Consider the following 17,003-nt stretch of genomic DNA (forward strand, 5'->3'; position numbering starts at 1 on the left):
CCGGTTCAGGATGACGCCCGCTGCGCTTCGCGCGCCGTAAGCGCCACCACGCTGTCGATGCGCGTGTCGGCGCAGGCCACGGCGATGCCGTCGGATAGTAGCGGCGCGGCCAGCCGCGTCAACACATTGCCGGGCGGCATTTCCACCGCCAGCTGCACGCCGCATTCGCGCGCCAGCAGCATGGCCTCGTGCCAGCGCACCGGCACGGCCAGGTTGCGCGCCAGGTCGGCGGCGATGCGCGCCGGATCGCGCAGCTCGCGCGCCGCGCTGGCGCTGAAGTAGCGCAGGCGCGGCCGGCGCACGCGCTCGCGCACGCCGTCAAAGGCATGCGCAAGCTCAGCGGCCGCGTCGTCCAGCAGCGCGCAGTGCGAAGGCACGCTGATGGCGATGGGTTTGGCCGCATGGGCACCGGCGTCCAGCGCCAGTGCCGCCACGCGGGCCATGGCCGCTGCCGCGCCGGCAATCACGAGTTGGGTGGGGGCATTCAGATTGGCCAGGTAGACCGGCGATGCGGGCCCATGCACCTGCGCGATGATGCGCTCCAGCGGGCCGCTCTCCAGCCCGAGGATCGCTGTCATGCCATAGCCGCTCGGATACGCTCGCTCCATCAGCTCCCCACGCAGCGCCACCAGCCTGACCGCATCCGCATGGCCCAGTACGCCCGCGCAGACCGCCGCCGGGAAGGCGCCGATCGACAGGCCGGCCACGGCATCGGGTTTGGCGCCCTCGGCAAGCAGGCAGCGCGCCATCGCCACGCCCGCGGTCAGCAGGCATAGCTGCACGGCCCCGGTGGAGGCGAGTTCGGCTGCGCTGTCCAGCGCCAGCACATCGCGTCCGAGCGCCTCGCTGGTCTCGCTGATGGTGGCGCGCACGGCCGGGTGGTCGGGCAGCGCGTGCAGCATGCCGGGGCGCTGGGCGCCCTGGCCGGGGAAGGTGAACAGGGTGCTCATCGCGTGCTCACGGCTGCGGCTGCCAGGGGTCCTGGCTCATGACAGGGCCGTTGACGGTCTTCAGCAGCACGCGGCCGCCGGTGCGCACGCGCTCGCGCAGCGCGAATGCACCGAACGGCGTGGCCACCTGGATGTCGATGCGGACTTGCGCATCATCGAGCAAGGCCGCGAGGGTGCGGGCCAGCTCGGCAGGCAGCGGCGTTGCCGCGGTGACCAGCAGGTCGAGATCGCTACCCGGATGCAGCACGTCGATGCCGCAGGCCAGCGTAAAGCCCGCGCCGCCGGTCACGCCCCAGTTCGCCTGCGCCGCATCCAGCAGTGGCGCGACGCGCGCCAGCGCGACAAGCGCAGGCAATGCGGCGTGGCGCGGATGATCCCGCCAGCGCGCCTGGCGCGCGATCGTGCCCGGCGTGACCACGCGCGCCACCTGCGCGGCCGGCAGCCAGGCCGCGTGGCGCTGCGCGCGCGTGGTGCCGCGCAGCCCGACCGGGATGCGTGCGTCGCTGGCGCCATCGCGCCGCACTACCAGCGGTGCGCACGCGAGCCACGCGGCACTTGCCCACTCGGGCAGTGCATTGACCCGGGCGAAGCCCGGTGCGTCCGCGAGCCACACCAGATCGTGCGGCAGGAGCGTGCTTGTGGTCATGTCATGCGCCGGTCTTGCAACGGCTTCAGTCCGGCCACTGCTGCGCGAGCACTTCGCGTACGCGGCTGGAAGCCTGGCGGTTTTCTCCCCCAGGCGGCTGCGCAGGTCGCGTTGCGGCTCGGCCTGGATATCGGCCAGGGCGGCTTGCAGAGCGCCATGCACGGTGTCGAGGTCGGCTGCGTCCGGTTGTGCCGCTTGCCTGACGCCAACCTGCTTCCACAGCAGTCCCAGCGTGGCGTAGTTGCCGATGTCGTACGCCATCGGCGGCACGGTGGCGGCAAAGCTCTCCAGGTCTTCCACGCTGCGCATGGTGATGCGGGCGGCGGCCTGCTTGCCCATGGCGTGCACTTGCACGCCGGCATCCGTCAGCGCGATCAGGCGGTTGGCCTGGTAGCCGTGCGCGAGGAAGGCGCCCGACATGGCGCGCCCGACCAGCAGCGCGATCACCGGATGGCCTTGCAGCCGCGCCGTGGCGTAGGCATCGGCCGCGCCAGCCAGCGCCTGATGAATGCCGAAGGCTTCCTCGCGCCGTCCATAGGCCTGGCTGGGCGTATCGACGATGGCCACAATGGGTCGCTTGATCCTGGCGTCCCGGTCGGCCAGCACGATCTCGTGCACGGCCTGCGCCAGCGACCAGCCTTCAAGCAGCCCGACCTCGCCGTCGCGCACGCGCGGGAAGGCATTGGCGGCGTCGGGCACCACCGCGATGAAACGTGCCGGCTGGCCCGCCAACTCGGCGTCGGCCACCTGCACGGTGGCGGGATAGCCGGGGCGGCGCGGGGCATTGCGCGTCAGCGCCGCGAGCCAGGCCTCGCCGCGGCCCTGCGTGTTTGCTGAACTCATGGCTTTGCTCCGTGTGCGTAGAAGGTGCGGACGGTTGCCGGCTCCGGCTGGCGCGCCGGATCATATTCGGCCAGGCGTTGCAGGTAGTGCGCATAGCGTTCGCTGCGATGCTCGCCTGGCACGCCTTGCGCCATGACCTCGCGCACCGTGGCGCGGATGGCATCGCTGTCATCCTCGACGTAGCGGTCGGCCAGCCCGGTGGCAATGCGTTGCTCGCCGCCGGTAAAGCTCCAGATAAAGGGACGATCGCGCGAATCGTATTCGGCAACGCCCGCCTCCTGCTCGATCACTGCCGGCCCGTTCAGGCCAAGGCGCGCCTCGCGCGTCACCACCAGGTAGCTGCACAGGCCCGCCGCGATCGACATGCCGCCAAAGCAGCCTACCGTGCCGGCGATCACGCCCACCACCGGCTGGTAGCGGCGCAGATCGACAATGGCTGCGTGGATATCGGCGATAGCCGCGAGGCCAAGGTTGGCTTCCTGCAGCCGCACGCCGCCGGTCTCGAACAGGATCACGGCGCGCGTGGGCACGCCGCGCCGGTTGTCCTGCGCGGCCAGCTCCAGCGCGCCGGCGATCTTGGCGCCGCCCACCTCGCCGAGGCTGCCGCCCTGGAACGCGCCTTCGATGGCAAGGACCACGGCAGGCTGGCCGTCGATGCGGCCCTTGGCCACCACCACGCCGTCATCCGCCTGCGGCACCACGCCCTGGCGTTCCAGCCACGGCGAGACCAGCTGGTCGAAGGGGCCGGCGAGTTCGCGCAAGGTGCCGGGATCGAGCAGCGCATGCACGCGGGCACGCGCGCCGAGCTCGACAAAGCTCTCGCGGTTCAGCAGCGATGCGTGGTTCATGCTTGCTCCTTGCCATCGGCGCCGAGCGCTTCGAAGGCTTCCGCCAGCCGCATGCCCACCACGCCCGGCGTGGCGCCGAAATCATGGATGCGGATGCGCATGGCGGCGCGCGGCTCGGCGCTGAACACGCGCGAGAGCTGCGCGTCCCAGACCTTGCCGTAGCCGTCCACCGAAGTGGTGACATGAATCTGCGTGGTGCCGGCCGTGCCGGGCTCCACCATGACTTCGAGATCGCCGGAGCCGACCACGCCAACCAGCACGCGCTGGCTTGCCGGCGCGCCGGCGGGATATTCGAACTGGAGCTGTTCCATTATTTGTCTCCTTGCGCTGGGCAATGGGCCGGCGGCACCGCAAGCGGCAGCCGGTCCAGGAAAAAGTGGCGGCGAGCAGATCCGCGGCGCCGCCGGGAGAGGCGTTGCAGGCCAGCATGCCGGCCTCGAGCTGGCGCAGCAGGCGCCGCCCGGCCAGCGTGCCGATGCCGCCGGCGGCCAGCACCCGGCTCGCGCCTTGCTGCATCAGCGACAGCCCTTCGCGGCCGGCGCGGGCCAGCACGCAGGTGTCATCGAGCCGCTGCATGATGGCCAGCAGTGCGTTCACGCGCGCGCTGGGCTCGGCGTCGCCGCGCGCCCGGCTGCGCTGCAGTTCGGGCAACCCGGCGCGCAGCACGTGCGGGAAGCCGGCCTGCGCCTGGCCGCGCGCGCCGGCGACGCCGTAGTCGATGCAGGCGCGTTCGCCCTTGTGGCCGGTACGCGCGGGGCGGTGCCGGTCGGGGACGCGGGCGATGGCGCCAGCGCTGCGCGCGATGCCATGCGCCGAGCCTGCGTGCCGGTGCAGCCCCGCGGCGCCAACCAGCAGCCCCAGGCTCCAGATCGCGCCGCGATGCGTATTGATGCCGCCGGTGGCGCGCATCATCGCGGCCTCCGCTTCGCGGCCAAGCGCGCCCAGCCGCTCGCGCAGCGCCACGCCGGGCCGCGCCGCGCGCATGCCCGCCGCCGCCATCTCCACAAAAGCAGGATGCAGCGCACGCGCCGAGACGCGCATCAGGTCCAGGTTGAGATCGGCGTGGGCGCCATTGCCGCGGCCATCCACCAGCCCGGGCTTGGGCGACAGCGCGGCCTCGTCGATCAGCGCGCTGACCGCGAGATCGGCCAGTGCGATGGCAGCGGGGTCGAATCCGGCATCAACATGCCGCCGGACAAGCCATGCGGGGTTAGCCATCACCAGCTCCGGAAGCGTGCCGGCGGCTCGTACAGCCCGCCGGACCAGTCGACCAGGTCGGCCATGCTCTTGGCTGCCAGCAGCGAGCGGGTAGCCTGGCTGCGCTGCACGCCGAGGTCTTCGGGCAGCGCGATCAGGCCGTCGCTGCGCATGCGGCGCGTGGTGCTGGTGTCGTGGCGCAGGCCGATCGGCGTCACGCCGGCCACGGCCGCCAGCATGGCGCGGCGCTCCTCCAGCGAGCGTGCCTTGTAGAGATAGGCGATGCCTTCCTCGGTCAGCACGTGCGTGACATCGTCGCCGTAGATCATCACCGGGGCCAGCGGCATGCCGCTGTCCTTGGCCACCTGCACCGCGTCGAGCGACTCGACAAAGGTCGGCTTGCCGCCGGCCTGGAAGGTCTCCACCATCTGCACCACCAGCTTGCGGCCGCGCGCGAGCGGGTCGTCGGTCTCGATCAGGTCGAGCCATGCTGGCGTGGGATGGCGCCGCCCGCCCGGGTTGTGGCCCATGTTGGGCGCGCCGCCAAAGCCGGACAAGCGCCCGCGCGTGACCGTGGAGGAATGGCCGTCGCCGTCGATCTGCAGCGTGGAGCCAATGAACAGGTCCACCGCGTACTGGCCGGCTAGCTGGCAGAAGGCGCGGTTGGAGCGCATCGAGCCATCCGCGCCGGTGAAGAACACGTCCGGCCTCGCGGCCACATAGTTCTCCATGCCGAGCTCGCTGCCGAAGCTGTGCACGCTCTCCACCCAGCCGGACTCGATGGCGGGGATCAGCGTGGGGTGCGGGTTCAGCGTCCAGTACTTGCAGATCTTGCCCTTGAGGCCGAGCGACTCGCCGTAGGTGGGCAGGATCAGTTCAATGGCCGCGGTATTGAAGCCGATGCCATGGTTGAGCGACTGCACCTGGTGGCGCTCGTACACGCCACGGATTGCCATCATGGCCATCAGCACGTGCACCGGCTTGATCAGGCGCGGATCCCGCGTGAACAGCGGCTCGCAGAAGAAGGGCTTGTCCGCCTGCACCACGTAGTCGATCCACGAGCCGGGGATATCCACGCGCGGCAGGCCGGCGGGGTCATCCACGATCTCGTTGACCTGGGCCACCACGATGCCGTCGCGGAAGGTGGCGGCCTCCACCAGCGCGGGCGTGTCCTCGGTGCTGGCGCCGGTGTAGAGGTTGCCATCGCGGTCGGCCTTGTAGCCGGCGATCAGCACGATATTGGGCGTGAGATCCACATAGAGCCGCGCGTACAGCTCGATGTACGTGTGGATCGCGCCGACTTCAAGCTGGCCATCTTCCAGGAACTGCGAGATGCGCAGGCTCTGCGCGCCGGCGTAGGCAAAGTCCAGTTTCCTGGCAATGCCGCGCTCGAACAGGTCGAGGTGTTCCACCCGGCTCACGCTCGGGATGATCATGTGCAGGCCGTGCACCTTGGCCGGGTCCACCTCGGCCAGCGAGCGCGAGAGGAAGTCGGCCTGCTTCTGGTTGTTGCCCTCCAGCACCACGCGGTCGCCCGGCGCGGTGATGGCTTCGAGGAATGGGACGATGTCGGCGGTGGGCACGACACGGCCACTGGCAAAGGCGGCGCCGCGTGCCATGCGGCGGCGCTTTTCGGTGCGGCGGGTGTCCCACTGTCGGTCCGTGGCTGGGTTCGGCATCGCGTCTCCGGTGTGCTTGATGCTAGGGATGGCACCAAGATACGCAGCGCGCGCGGCGCAAGCAATGACGCCCGGCGCGGCATCGTTACTCTAGGTGTAAGTGTTGGCGGCCCGACATGCCAGGCGTTCGCGCCGCGTCTCGCGCGGCCCGTACGCCGCCGCGCGCCACGCAAGGGCTGGCTTGGTCACAAGTGCGCCGGATATCCGTTTCCCGCCGTTAATCCCACGCTAACGATTCTCTCGCCGGGTTGATTGATGCAGTGCGATGGCTCGCCTAGATTGCATCCATCAAACCTAGAACCAGCCCGCGCGCAATCTTGCCGATGGGCCAACAGGAGACACCACCATGATCATCTACGGAACCGCCTTGCTGGCGCTTTGCCATCTCGTCGGCCTGTTCCTTGGCGAGCTGCTGGGCATCGCGATCGGCGTCAAGGCCAATGTGGGCGGCGTCGGCATCGCCATGCTGCTGCTGATCTCGATACGGCTCTACCTGCACGGACGCGGGCTTCTGCCCAAGGAGACCGAGGCGGGCGTGGGCTTCTGGGGGCGATGTATATCCCGGTGGTGGTGGCGATGGCGGCACAGCAGAACGTGGTCGCCGCGTTGCGCGGCGGGCCGGTGGCCCTGATCGCGGCAGTCGGCGCGGTGCTGGTGTCTGCCTGCTGCATTGCCGTGCTCAGCCGCACCGGCGACCACGCGCCACTGCCGCCGCTGCTTTCGCCGGAAGCCACCCCCAGCCACGCTTCGCGCTAAGGACGCCGCCATGCCGCATTCCATCTCGCACATTATCGAGAACATCCTGCTGCAGAATGCCCTGGTCACCGCGTTCGCCGCGGTCGGCATCATCATGTGGCTGTCATCAAGGCTATCGCGCTGGCTGACCTTCGGGCGCGTCCATGCCTCCGCCATCGCCATCGTCATCGGCCTGCTGCTGGCCTACTACGGCGGCATCGTCACCGGCAAGGAAAAAGGCCTGGCGGATCTCTCGCTGTTTTCCGGCATCGGCCTGATGGGCGGCGCCATGCTGCGCGACTTCGCCATCGTCGCCACCGCCTTCGAGGTGCAGGTCACCGAGGCGCGCAAGGCCGGGCTGGTCGGCGCGGTGTCGCTGCTGCTCGGCACCATCCTGCCGTTTATCGTGGGTGCTGTCGTGGCGCGCGCCTTTGGCTACAGCGATGCGGTCAGCATGACCACCATCGGCGCTGGCGCGGTGACGTATATCGTGGGGCCGGTCACCGGGGCAGCGCTGGGCGCCAGTTCCGACGTGATCGCGCTGAGCATCGCCACCGGGCTGATCAAGGCCATCATCGTGATGGTGGGCACGCCCATGGCGGCGGGCTTTCTCGGCCTGAACAACCCGCGCGCCGCGATGGTGTTCGGCGGGTTGGCGGGCACCGTCAGCGGGGTTTCCGCGGGGTTGGCCGCAACGGATCGCAGGCTGGTGCCTTATGGTGCGCTGGTGGCCACGTTCCACACCGGGCTGGGTTGCCTGCTGGGGCCGTCGCTGTTGTTCCTGGCGACCAAGGCGATCGTTGGCTAGGCGGGCTGCGGCGAGCGCATCGTCAACCGGCAAACCGCCGCCAGCGCCAGCAAATTCGGATCCCGCTCGCGCCGCCGCAGAAAGCTCAGGCCAATGGTCTGGCGCAGCCGGTACTGCGCGGCCAGCGGGATCAGCGCCACCTTGTGCGCAAACACATCGCGCACGCGGCCGGGCAGCAGCGCGTAGCCCACGCCGCCGCTGACCAGGTTCATCAGCGAGAAGATGTCGCCGACCTTCATCACCACATTGGGCGTGAAGTCGGCGATGCGGAACGCTTCCATGAAGCCCTGGTAAGTGATGAAGCCCTCGCTGAGCGTGACGAAGGGTTCGTCCCGGCATTGCCGCAGGTCGATGGAGGCTTGCCGCGCATAGGGCGAATCCGCAGGCGCGGCGAAGTAGATCTCGTCTTCGAACAGCGCGATGGATTCGATCTCGGGATCCGGCTCGGGCATGGCCATCAGCGCGGCGTCGATCGCGCCTTGCTTGAGCTTGAAGAGCAGGTCGGCATTGGAGCCGAGCACCAGCTCCGCCTGCAGTTCCGGCCGCCTGACCTTGATGCCGATCACCACGTCCGGCACCGTGCGGATGGTCAGCGAATAGAGCGAGCCGATTTTCATGTGATCGGCCGAGTACCCGGCGGCCTGGCGCGTGGCGCGGATGCCGTCGGCCATGGCCTTGATGACGTCGGTAGCCACATCCGCCAGCACGTGCGCGGCTTCGGTCGGCAGCAGGTTGCGCCCTTCGTGGCGGAACAGGGCGCAGCGCATGCCTTCTTCCAGAGAGTGCAGCGCGCGGTGCACGCTGACCGTGCTCACATCCAGCGCCTCGGCGGCCTTGGCGAGGTTGCCCGTCTCCATGTAGGCGAGCAGGACTTCGAGCTTGCGCAAGGTGATTTCTTCGTTGATCCGGTTTCGCATAGGAGGTGCGTCTTGCGTGCGGTGGCGTTGACCGGAGCATGATAACCAGAATCGAAGCCGGATGGCTCCGGGACAAGCGGGAGCGCGAGTTGCAGGCAGGGTCGGATCTGCGTTGTCGGGCAAAACCGAACGCAGCAATGACGTTCTAGCGAAATCCAGCGCCAGCATAGCTCCCCTCTCCCGCGCGCGGGAGAGGGGTTGGGGGAGAGGGCGGGCGCTGGTTATGCCAGCTTGCTGGAAAACACTACAGGGCTTCGCTTCAAGTGGCTCCTAGCTAAGCCACCCCTCTCCCCGGCCCTCTCCCCCTGAGGGGAGAGGGAGAGACAGCTGTCGTCATGGCGCGCGGCTTTGGCCCGTTCGCCGGCTTCGGCGAATGCATCAGGTCTGTCGGCTTGCTGACAAAGCCGGATCTGCGTTGTCGTGCACACCCTCTCCCCAACCCGGAGCCCGGGGCTTTGCAGGCAAGCGATTTAGTCCAGGCTCAGGTTGGAGGCCCGGATAGTCTCCCCCAGCGGCGCTGTTCACTACTGACAAGCGAGGCGAAACCCGACTGCGGCTGCCCGCCGGCCAGGCCGCCCATCTCCTTGAACCTGGCCGTCACCTCGGGGTCGCGCATGACCATGGCCAGACTGGCCTGCAGCCTGGCGACCACAGCCGGCGGCGTGCGCGCCGCGGCGAATACGCCAAGCCAGCCCATCACCACGAAGTCGCTGACACCCGCCTGCGCCATGGTCGGCACGTCCGGCACGTCCGGCAGGCTGGGCAGGCGCTCGGCGCTGGTGACCGCCAGCGCCCGCAGCTTGCCCGCGCGGATATGCGGCAGCGCCTGCGTCAGGTTGTCGAACATGAAGGTGGTCTCGCCAGACAGCAGAGCGGTGGTGGCCGGGGTGGAGCCACGGTAGGGCACGTGGATGACTTCGGTTGCCGTGCGCATGCGAAACAGCTCGGCCGTCAAGTGCGTGGTCTGCCCGATGCCGGCTGAGCCGTAGGAAAACTGGCCTGGCTTCTTCTTCAGTTGCTCGGTCAGCTCCGCCACGGTCTTGATGGGCGACTGCGCGTTGACTACCAGCACGTTGGGGAACGAAATCATGTCCGTGATCGGCACGAAATCCTGTGGCCGGTAGCTCAGGTGCTTGTAGGCGCTGTAGTTGATGGCATGCGAGCCGGTGTTGCCGACCAGCAAGGTGTAGCCATCGTCCGGCGCGCGCAGCAGGGCCTGGGTGCCGATGATGCCGCCGCTGCCGGGCCGGTTGTCGACGATGACGGGCTGGCCCAGCAGCGCGCTGAGCTTTTGCGCGACCAGCCGGGTGGGGATGTCGGTGGTGCCGCCGGGCGCGCCGGGCACGATGATGGTGACGGAACGCTCGGGCCAGGCCGGCTCGGCCCGCGCGGTGCCGGCGGTGGTCAGCAAGGCGAGCGCGGCAACGCGCAGAGGGAAGGCGCAAAGCCTTGTGAACAGCTTGGTATGCATGGGGGTGTCTCCTCCGGGATGCATGGTGCCCTGATACGGGCGCGGCGGCCGGTATGGTCCGGCTCTGCCTGTCCACCGCTGCAACGGCAACGCCTTTAGCGCGGCGTCATGCGGATCGCGCCGTCGAGGCGGATGGTCTCGCCGTTGAGCATGGCGTTCTCCAGGATATGCAGCGCGGTCGAGGCAAATTCATCGGGCATGCCCAGCCGCGCCGGGTGCGGCACCGAGGCCCCGAGCGAGGCGCGCACGTTCTCCGGCAGGCGCGCCAGCAGCGGCGTATCGAACAGCCCCGGTGCAATCGTGCAGACGCGGATCATCCGCTGCGCCAGGTCGCGTGCCGCCACCAGCGTCATGCCGACGATGCCGGCCTTGGCCGACGCATAGGGGATCTGCCCGATCTGGCCTTCATACGCGGCCACCGAGGCCGTCAGCACGCAGGCGCCGCGCTCGCCGTCGACCAGCTCGTTGCGGGCCATGCGGGCCGCGGCCAGGCGCAGCGTGTTGAAGGTGCCGACCAGGTTGATGCGCACGATCGATTCGTATTTCTCCAGCGAGCCGGGCTGGCCGTCCTTCTCCACCAGGCGCACCGGGCCGCCCACGCCGGCGCAATGGATCAGCGCGCGCATGGTGCCGAGCGCGTCGGCCGCGTCGAACACGCGGGTCATCTGCGCGGTGTCGCAGACATCGGCCTGGACAAAGCGGGCGAGATCGCCGAGCGCTTGCACGGCGGCGGCGCCGTTCTCTTCGGACAAGTCGGCGATCACCACGGCAACGCCGCGCTCGGTGAGGCGGCGGGCGCAGGCGAGGCCCAGCCCGGAGGCGCCGCCGGTGACGACGGCGGACATGTTGGCAAGCTTCATCTTGTGTCTCCTGGTTCCAGGTATCAATGTCGTATGCGTATTGGCTCAGAGCCGTTCGATGATGGTGGCGTTGGCCATGCCCCCAGCCTCGCACATCGACTGCAGGCCGTAGCGCCCGCCGCTGTCTTCCAGGGCGTGCAGCATCGTGGTCATCAGGCGCGCGCCCGAGGCGCCCAGCGGATGCCCGAGCGCGATCGCGCCGCCACGCGGATTCAGGCGTGCCGGGTCGGCGCCGAGCGCGCGTTGCCATGCCAGCGGCACGCAGGCAAAGGCCTCGTTGATCTCGTAGTGTGCAATCGCATCGAGGCTGAGGCCGCTCTTTTCCAGCGCGCGCTTGCTGGAAGGAATCGGCGCGGTCAGCATGGTCAGGGGGCTGTCGCCGCAGGCATCGAAGGCAACGAAGCGCGCGCGGGCGTTCAGGCCGAGGCGGGAGGCGGCGCGCTCGCTCATCAGCAGGATGGCGGCGGCGCCGTCGCTGATCTGCGAGGCATTGCCGGCGGTCACATGCCAGCCGATCTGCGGGAAGCGCTGGCCGAGCGCTTCGTCGCGGAAGGACGGCGCCAGCGTGGCCAGGCGCTCGGCGGTGGTGGTGGGGCGGATGGTTTCATCGTGCTCGACGAGGCCCGCGGCGGTACGGACCGGCAGGATCTCGCGGCGGAAGGCGCCGGCTTCTCGCGCCTGGTGCGCGCGCTGGTGCGATTGCGCGGAGTATTGGTCGAGATCGTCGCGCGACAGTTCCCACTGCGCCGCGACCAGCTCCGCCGCCACGCCTTGCGACACCAGCCCGGGCGCGTAGCGCGCCTCGAACGACGGGCCATAGGGATTCTGGCCGATGCGCCCCGAGCCCATCGGCACGCGGCTCATGGATTCGATGCCGCAGGCAATCACGATGTCGTAGGCGCCCGCCATGATGCCTTGCGCGGCAAAATGCACGGCCTGCTGGCTGGACCCGCATTTGCGGTCGATGGTGGTGGAGGGCACATGTTCGGGGAACCCCGCCGCCAGCCACGCCACGCGGCCGGGCGTGGCCGATTGCTCGCCGACCTGGCTCACGCAGCCGGTGATGACGTCTTCCACCAGTCCGGGGTCCAGCTTGTTGCGCTCGACCAACCCGGCCAGCACCTGTGCCAGCAATTCCGTGGGATGGAGTTCGGTGAAGGCGGAGCCGGGCTTGGCGCGGCCCATGGGCGAACGGATGGCGTCGACGATGACGGCTTGCTGCATGGTGGGTCTCCGGATGTCTCTTGATGGATGTGGGAACGACGCTGGATCAGCTGCCGGTGAACTCGGGCCTGCGCTTCTCCAGGAAAGCCGACACCGCTTCCCGGTGGTCCGAAGTCTGGTGCGACAACGCCTGGAAGCCGGCCGACAATTCCAGCAAGGTATCCAGGCGTGTATGCAACGCCTCGCGCAACAGGCGCTTGGCCAGCCGCACCGCATGCGGCGGATTGGCGGCGATGCGTTCGGCCAGTTCATTGGCCGTGGGCAGCAGTTGATCCGGCGGCACCACGCGAGAGACCAGGTTCCACTCCAGCGCCTGGCGCGCATCGATGACCTGCCCGGTGAAGGTCAGCTCCGCGGCGCGTGCAAGGCCGATCACCCGCGGCAGCAGCCATGCGCCACCATCGCCCGGAATGATCCCCAGCTTGACGAAACTCTCGGCAAACTGCGCTTGCTCCGAGGCTATGCGCATGTCGCACATGCAGGCCAGGTCCAGGCCCGCGCCCATGGCCGCGCCATTGACGGCGGCGATCACCGGCACCTCCAGGTTGAACAGCGCCAGCGGCAGCCGCTGGATGCCCAGGCGGTAATCCTGGCGAATCTCCATGCCGGGCACCTGGCCCGAAGCCTGGCGCTCCATGTCGCGGATATTGCCGCCCGAGGAGAACGCGGTGCCGGCGCCGGTGATGATCACCGCGCGTACGCTGCCGTCACGGTGGATACGGTCGATGGCCTCCAGGAAGTCGGCCACAGCGGTGTTGCCGGTGAGGGATTGCGCCGCTCCGGCTCGTTCATGGTCAGGGTCACGATGTGGCCCTGCTGCGCGTAGCGCAGGAAGCTTGTCATGCTGGTCTCCGGTCGTTGTAGTCGTTGGCCGGCGCCGAGCGGCGCCGCCGACATTGGCTTATCCCAAAAGGCTAAGGGAGCGCGCCCCCGGGTGTCCAATATTCATTTGGGCTGCACTGATATCCGCCGTATATCAGTGCAGCCGCGTATCGGTTCCCGCCGCATCCGCATTCAAGGCCGCCCGCAGGCTTGCGGACTTCTACCGGCGAGGGTTCGTGTGCCGAATGCACCGCCCAATACCTGGTTCGATTGCTTTGTACGGTTATAATTTGCATCCTAACTATATGGCTGCTATCATTCCGTCGATGCCTTCAATCGACACCCTCCGTTTCGCCTTTACCGGCCAGATCATGCTGGCCGGCCGCCAATGGCGCCACATTTCGCAGGGTGCCGTCACCGCCTACGGTATTTCCGCCGCCGCCGCGGGCCCTTGCTGTTTATCCGCCGCCTTGGCGGCGGCGTGCGCCAGGTCACCTTGGCGGACTATGTCGGGCTGGAAGGCGCATCGCTGGTGCGCCTGGTTGACCAGCTTTCCGCGGCGGGCCTTGTGCGCCGGGAAGTGGATGCGAACGATCGCAGGGCCAATGCGCTCTGGCTCACCGATGCCGGCGAGGCGCTTGCCGAAAAACTCGAGGCTGAGCTCAAGCATCTGCGGGCCAGCGTCTTTGCTGACATCAGCGAACAGGATTTCGAGGGCGCCATGCGCGTGCTCAATGCGCTCGCCCGCGCAGCCGAGTCCACCCCCAACACTGTTTCCGGGTCGTAAGAACATGGTTAGCTGGCCCACCGGACGGGACTGGATCTTTTCCCTCAAAGCCTTTGCTGCGGCCATGCTGGCGCTGTTCATCGCGCTGTACCTCGGCCTGCCGCGCCCGTACTGGGCCATGGCCTCCGTGTATATCGTGGCGCATCCGCTGACCGGCGCGACGCGTTCCAAGGCGCTGTATCGCGTGCTTGGCACGCTGCTTGGCGCAGCCGCATCCGTGGCCATCGTGCCGCCGCTGGTCAATGCGCCGGTGCTGCTGATGGCTGCGGTGGCGCTATGGACCGGCATCCTGCTCTATGTCGCGCTGCTGCACCGTACGCCGCGCAGCTATGTGTTCATGCTGGCGGCCTATACGCTGCCGATGGTGGCCTTGCCCTCGGTGAGCGATCCCGGGGGCGTGTTCGATATCGCCGTGGCGCGGGCCGAGGAGATCTGCCTGGGCATCCTGTGCGCGAGCATCATCGGCTCGACCATCTTCCCCGCCAAGGTAGCCACGGTGCTCGGCCAGAAATCCGGCCAGTGGCTGGCAGACGCCGCGCTGTGGGCCACCGATATGCTCTCGGCCCATCTGGCCGCGAAGGTGTCGCGCCATCACAGCCGCCATCGCCTGGCCGCCGACATCCTCGCGCTCGACCAACTGATCAGCCATCTCTCCTACGACGCCGAGAGCGCCGCGCGCGTGAAGCACGCGCAGGAGTTGCGTGGCCGCATGACGATGCTGCTGCCCGTGCTGTCGTCGCTGGCCTCCGTGGTGGATGCCTTGCACCAGCACGCCGCCGGCATTCCGCAACGTCTGTCGCGCAATATGGCGCTGGTGTCGGCGTGGATCAGCGCGGGCGCGCAGGCGCCGCTGCCGGCGTTGCAGCTATCCCCGGATGCGCCCATCGCCGACGCCGGCCTGGAGCCCGGCAGTGCCGGGCCTGACTGGCACGCGGCACTGGCCGCCACCGCCGAGGGCCGCCTGCGCGAGCTGATGGAGTTGTGGCAGGACTGCGTATCGCTGCAGCGCCGTATCGGCGCGGCGGCACCGGAGGGCGACTGGGCGCCGGTGTTCCAGCGCTGGGGCGTGGGCGCCGCACGCCACTACGATCACGGCATGCTGTTGTTCTCCACCGCCACGACGGCGCTGGCGATCTTCAGCATGGGCATGGTGTGGATCTGGACGGGCTGGGCGGATGGTGCCGGCGCGGTCGCGCTGGGCGCGGTGTCGTGCTGCTTCTTTGCCGCGATGGACGAGCCGGCGCCCATGATCCGCTCGTTCTTCCGCTGGAACGTGGTGTGCCTGGTGCTCGCCACCATCTACCTGTTCGTGGTCCTGCCGAACGCGCACGATTTCGAGATGCTGGTGCTGATGTTCGCGGTGCCTTACCTGATCATCGGCGTGATGATGGCGCAGCCGCGGCTCGCGCTGATCGCCATGCCGCTGGCCGTGGTCACGGCCAACGATATCGGCATCCAGGGCGCCTACAACGCCGACTTCAACGCCTTTTTCAATGGCAACGTGGCCGGCATCGCCGGCATCCTGTTCGCACTGGTGTGGACCCTGGTGGCGCGGCCGTTCGGGACCAAGGCCGCGGTGCGGCGGCTGGTGCGCGCCAGCTGGGGCGACATCGCCCGCAACGCCACCGGGCGCGAGCCGGGCGAGCACGCGCACTTGCGTGCCCGCATGCTGGACCGCCTGGCGCAACTGGTGCCGCGGCTGGCGGCCAGCGAGGATGAAACCACCGGCGACGGTTTTACCGAAGTGCGCGTGGAGCTCAGCACGCTGGCGCTGCAACGCGAACTGTCCGCGCTGGCGCCGGAGCACCAGCACTCGGTGCGCCGCGTGCTGCAGGGCATCGCCAGCTACTACCAGGCACGCCTGGATGCCCGTGCCGACACGCCGCCGCAAGTGCTGCGCGACCGGCTGGGCAAGGCGATCCGCAAGGTTGCCTCGCGCGCCGACCACGCTTCGCGCGAAGCCTTCGCCGCGCTGGTGGAGATGCACGTCGCGTTGTTTTCGGCAGCACCCGCGGCGATGAGCGCGGCTGGTGCCCAGCCCGCAGGCCAGGCGGCAGACCCAATGAGCAAGCAAGCGAGCAACAAGCAATGAGCGGCGAAGTCGACGTCTATGGTGTGTTTGTCCCGAGCCTGCTGGCGTGGATGCTGGTGGCGTTCGTGATCACGGCTTGCGCGCGCGCCGTGCTGGCGCGTGTGGGTTTTTATCGGCTGGTCTGGCACCGGTCCCTGTTCAATCTGGCGTTATATGTGATCGTCCTGGGCGGCATCGTCCACCTGGTCTATCGGCTGCAGTCATGAAACTGAATCTTCGTACGCTTGGACCCATCGTCCTTACCCTTGTCGTCACCGCGGTCGCGGTCGTCGTCGTCAAGCACCTGTGGGATTACTACACGGTGGCGCCATGGACCCGCGACGGCCATATCCGCGCGGACGTGGTGCAGATCGCGCCGGACGTGTCCGGGCTGGTGACCAAGGTCCTGGTCAAGGACAACCAGCGCGTGCAACGCGGGCAGCCGCTGTTCGAGATCGACCGCGACCGCTTCGCGCTCGCGCTGCAGCAGGCCCAGGCTACCGCGGCGGCGCAGAGTGCCATGCTCGCGCAGGCCCGCCGTGAGGCACGCCGCAGCCAGACCCTGTCCGAGGTCGTCTCCAAGGAAGTGGTGGAAGAAGGCCTGGCCAAGGTCCAGCAGGGCGAGGCCGCGCTGGCGCAGGCGCAGGCCGCGGTCAACCTCGCCAAGCTCAACCTGGAGCGCACCAGCGTGCTCAGCCCGGTCGATGGCTACCTGAACGACCGGCTGCCGCGACTGGGCGACTACGTCAACACTGGCCGCCCGGTGTTGTCGATGGTGGATGCGAACTCCTTCCACGTGGAAGGCTACTTCGAGGAAACCAAGCTGCACGGCATCCATATCGGCAATCCGGTGGACATCCGCATCATGGGCGAATCCCGCGTGCTGCATGGCCACGTGCAGAGCATCGCCGCCGGCATCGAGGACCGGGACCGCACCAACGGCTCCAACCTGCTGCCGAATGTGAACCCGACGTTTAACTGGGTCCGCCTTGCGCAGCGTATCCCGGTGCGCATCGCGCTGGACGAGCCGCCCGCCGACCTGCGGATGGTGGCGGGCCGTACCGCTACCGTGTCGGTGCGCGAACCCTCGGCGCGGGACAAGGCGCAGGCCGAGCCGCAGGACCAGAAGGGCCAGAAGGGCCAGA

General features: G+C 68.6%; 12 protein-coding genes and 6 pseudogenes. 6 read left to right on the forward strand and 12 right to left on the reverse strand.

Annotated elements, in window-relative coordinates; all coding sequences use genetic code 11:
- Positions 1-5: 5 nt before the first annotated feature.
- From mdcH to mdcA, 7 genes and pseudogenes are all read right to left on the reverse strand, one after another.
- Positions 6-950, reverse strand: coding sequence for a malonate decarboxylase subunit epsilon (mdcH, locus tag OMK73_RS32080; RefSeq protein ID WP_267605561.1), 945 nt, complete (start codon positions 948-950; stop codon positions 6-8).
- A gap of 7 nt (positions 951-957) precedes the next feature.
- On the reverse strand, positions 958-1,596 hold the full coding sequence (locus OMK73_RS32085) for a malonate decarboxylase holo-ACP synthase (RefSeq protein ID WP_267605562.1): 639 nt from the start codon (positions 1,594-1,596) through the stop codon (positions 958-960).
- A gap of 25 nt (positions 1,597-1,621) precedes the next feature.
- Positions 1,622-2,439: pseudogene (gene mdcE / locus OMK73_RS32090) on the reverse strand (biotin-independent malonate decarboxylase subunit gamma).
- Complete coding sequence (locus tag OMK73_RS32095; RefSeq protein WP_267605563.1) at positions 2,436-3,287, reverse strand: biotin-independent malonate decarboxylase subunit beta; 852 nt, start codon at positions 3,285-3,287, stop codon at positions 2,436-2,438. Before OMK73_RS32095 ends, mdcE begins: the two are co-directional and overlap by 4 nt.
- Positions 3,284-3,598, reverse strand: coding sequence for a malonate decarboxylase subunit delta (locus OMK73_RS32100; RefSeq protein WP_267605564.1), 315 nt, complete (start codon positions 3,596-3,598; stop codon positions 3,284-3,286). Before OMK73_RS32100 ends, OMK73_RS32095 begins: the two co-directional genes overlap by 4 nt.
- A pseudogene (locus OMK73_RS32105) lies at positions 3,598-4,505 on the reverse strand (triphosphoribosyl-dephospho-CoA synthase). Before OMK73_RS32105 ends, OMK73_RS32100 begins: the two are co-directional and overlap by 1 nt.
- Positions 4,505-6,163, reverse strand: coding sequence for a malonate decarboxylase subunit alpha (mdcA, locus tag OMK73_RS32110; protein WP_267605565.1), 1,659 nt, complete (start codon positions 6,161-6,163; stop codon positions 4,505-4,507). Before mdcA ends, OMK73_RS32105 begins: the two are co-directional and overlap by 1 nt.
- A gap of 346 nt (positions 6,164-6,509) precedes the next feature.
- On the opposite strand from mdcA, the pseudogene madL reads away from it, so the two are divergent.
- Together madL and madM are read left to right on the forward strand one after the other, a co-directional pair.
- Positions 6,510-6,796, forward strand: a pseudogene (gene madL, locus OMK73_RS32115) (malonate transporter subunit MadL); the annotation flags it as partial.
- Between the two features lie 133 nt (positions 6,797-6,929).
- Positions 6,930-7,706, forward strand: coding sequence for a malonate transporter subunit MadM (madM, locus tag OMK73_RS32120; protein WP_267605566.1), 777 nt, complete (start codon positions 6,930-6,932; stop codon positions 7,704-7,706).
- On the opposite strand, the gene OMK73_RS32125 is transcribed toward madM, so the two are convergent.
- The 5 genes and pseudogenes from OMK73_RS32125 to OMK73_RS32145 form a co-directional block, all read right to left on the reverse strand.
- Complete coding sequence (locus OMK73_RS32125) at positions 7,703-8,623, reverse strand: LysR family transcriptional regulator (RefSeq protein ID WP_267605567.1); 921 nt, start codon at positions 8,621-8,623, stop codon at positions 7,703-7,705. The genes madM and OMK73_RS32125 overlap by 4 nt on opposite strands.
- Positions 8,624-9,093: 470 nt before the next feature.
- Positions 9,094-10,094: pseudogene (locus OMK73_RS32130) on the reverse strand (Bug family tripartite tricarboxylate transporter substrate binding protein).
- 95 nt (positions 10,095-10,189) lie between these two features.
- Positions 10,190-10,954, reverse strand: coding sequence for an SDR family NAD(P)-dependent oxidoreductase (locus OMK73_RS32135; RefSeq protein ID WP_267605568.1), 765 nt, complete (start codon positions 10,952-10,954; stop codon positions 10,190-10,192).
- Positions 10,955-10,999: 45 nt separating this feature from the next.
- A complete protein-coding gene (locus OMK73_RS32140; RefSeq protein ID WP_267605569.1) occupies positions 11,000-12,178 on the reverse strand; it encodes a thiolase family protein in 1,179 nt (392 codons plus the stop codon).
- 46 nt (positions 12,179-12,224) lie between these two features.
- A pseudogene (locus OMK73_RS32145) lies at positions 12,225-13,021 on the reverse strand (crotonase/enoyl-CoA hydratase family protein).
- Positions 13,022-13,481: 460 nt separating this feature from the next.
- Between OMK73_RS32145 and OMK73_RS32150 the strand changes: the two are divergent.
- The 4 genes and pseudogenes from OMK73_RS32150 to OMK73_RS32165 all read left to right on the forward strand — a co-directional run.
- Positions 13,482-13,787: a MarR family winged helix-turn-helix transcriptional regulator gene (locus OMK73_RS32150; protein ID WP_267605570.1), complete on the forward strand. Its 306-nt coding sequence runs from the start codon at positions 13,482-13,484 to the stop codon at positions 13,785-13,787.
- 4 nt (positions 13,788-13,791) lie between these two features.
- Complete coding sequence (locus OMK73_RS32155) at positions 13,792-15,879, forward strand: FUSC family protein (RefSeq protein WP_267605571.1); 2,088 nt, start codon at positions 13,792-13,794, stop codon at positions 15,877-15,879.
- On the forward strand, positions 15,876-16,085 hold the full coding sequence (locus OMK73_RS32160) for a DUF1656 domain-containing protein (protein ID WP_267605572.1): 210 nt from the start codon (positions 15,876-15,878) through the stop codon (positions 16,083-16,085). The genes OMK73_RS32155 and OMK73_RS32160 overlap by 4 nt, the downstream gene beginning before the upstream one ends.
- Positions 16,082-16,963: pseudogene (locus OMK73_RS32165) on the forward strand (efflux RND transporter periplasmic adaptor subunit); the annotation flags it as partial. The gene OMK73_RS32160 and the pseudogene OMK73_RS32165, both read left to right, overlap by 4 nt.
- Positions 16,964-17,003 lie beyond the last annotated feature (40 nt).

The sequence above is a fragment of the Cupriavidus sp. D39 genome (assembly GCF_026627925.1).
Taxonomy (GTDB): Bacteria; Pseudomonadota; Gammaproteobacteria; order Burkholderiales; family Burkholderiaceae; genus Cupriavidus; species Cupriavidus ulmosensis.

Bases quoted from the DNA above. Each gene is read 5' to 3' on its own strand.
- mdcH (WP_267605561.1), bottom strand. From the start codon at position 950: ATGAGCACCCTGTTCACCTTCCCCGGCCAGGGCGCCCAGCGCCCCGGC.
- OMK73_RS32085 (WP_267605562.1), bottom strand. From the start codon at position 1,596: ATGACCACAAGCACGCTCCTGCCGCACGATCTGGTGTGGCTCGCGGAC.
- OMK73_RS32095 (WP_267605563.1), bottom strand. From the start codon at position 3,287: ATGAACCACGCATCGCTGCTGAACCGCGAGAGCTTTGTCGAGCTCGGC.
- OMK73_RS32100 (WP_267605564.1), bottom strand. From the start codon at position 3,598: ATGGAACAGCTCCAGTTCGAATATCCCGCCGGCGCGCCGGCAAGCCAG.
- mdcA (WP_267605565.1), bottom strand. From the start codon at position 6,163: ATGCCGAACCCAGCCACGGACCGACAGTGGGACACCCGCCGCACCGAA.
- madM (WP_267605566.1), top strand. From the start codon at position 6,930: ATGCCGCATTCCATCTCGCACATTATCGAGAACATCCTGCTGCAGAAT.
- OMK73_RS32125 (WP_267605567.1), bottom strand. From the start codon at position 8,623: ATGCGAAACCGGATCAACGAAGAAATCACCTTGCGCAAGCTCGAAGTC.
- OMK73_RS32135 (WP_267605568.1), bottom strand. From the start codon at position 10,954: ATGAAGCTTGCCAACATGTCCGCCGTCGTCACCGGCGGCGCCTCCGGG.
- OMK73_RS32140 (WP_267605569.1), bottom strand. From the start codon at position 12,178: ATGCAGCAAGCCGTCATCGTCGACGCCATCCGTTCGCCCATGGGCCGC.
- OMK73_RS32155 (WP_267605571.1), top strand. From the start codon at position 13,792: ATGGTTAGCTGGCCCACCGGACGGGACTGGATCTTTTCCCTCAAAGCC.
- OMK73_RS32160 (WP_267605572.1), top strand. From the start codon at position 15,876: ATGAGCGGCGAAGTCGACGTCTATGGTGTGTTTGTCCCGAGCCTGCTG.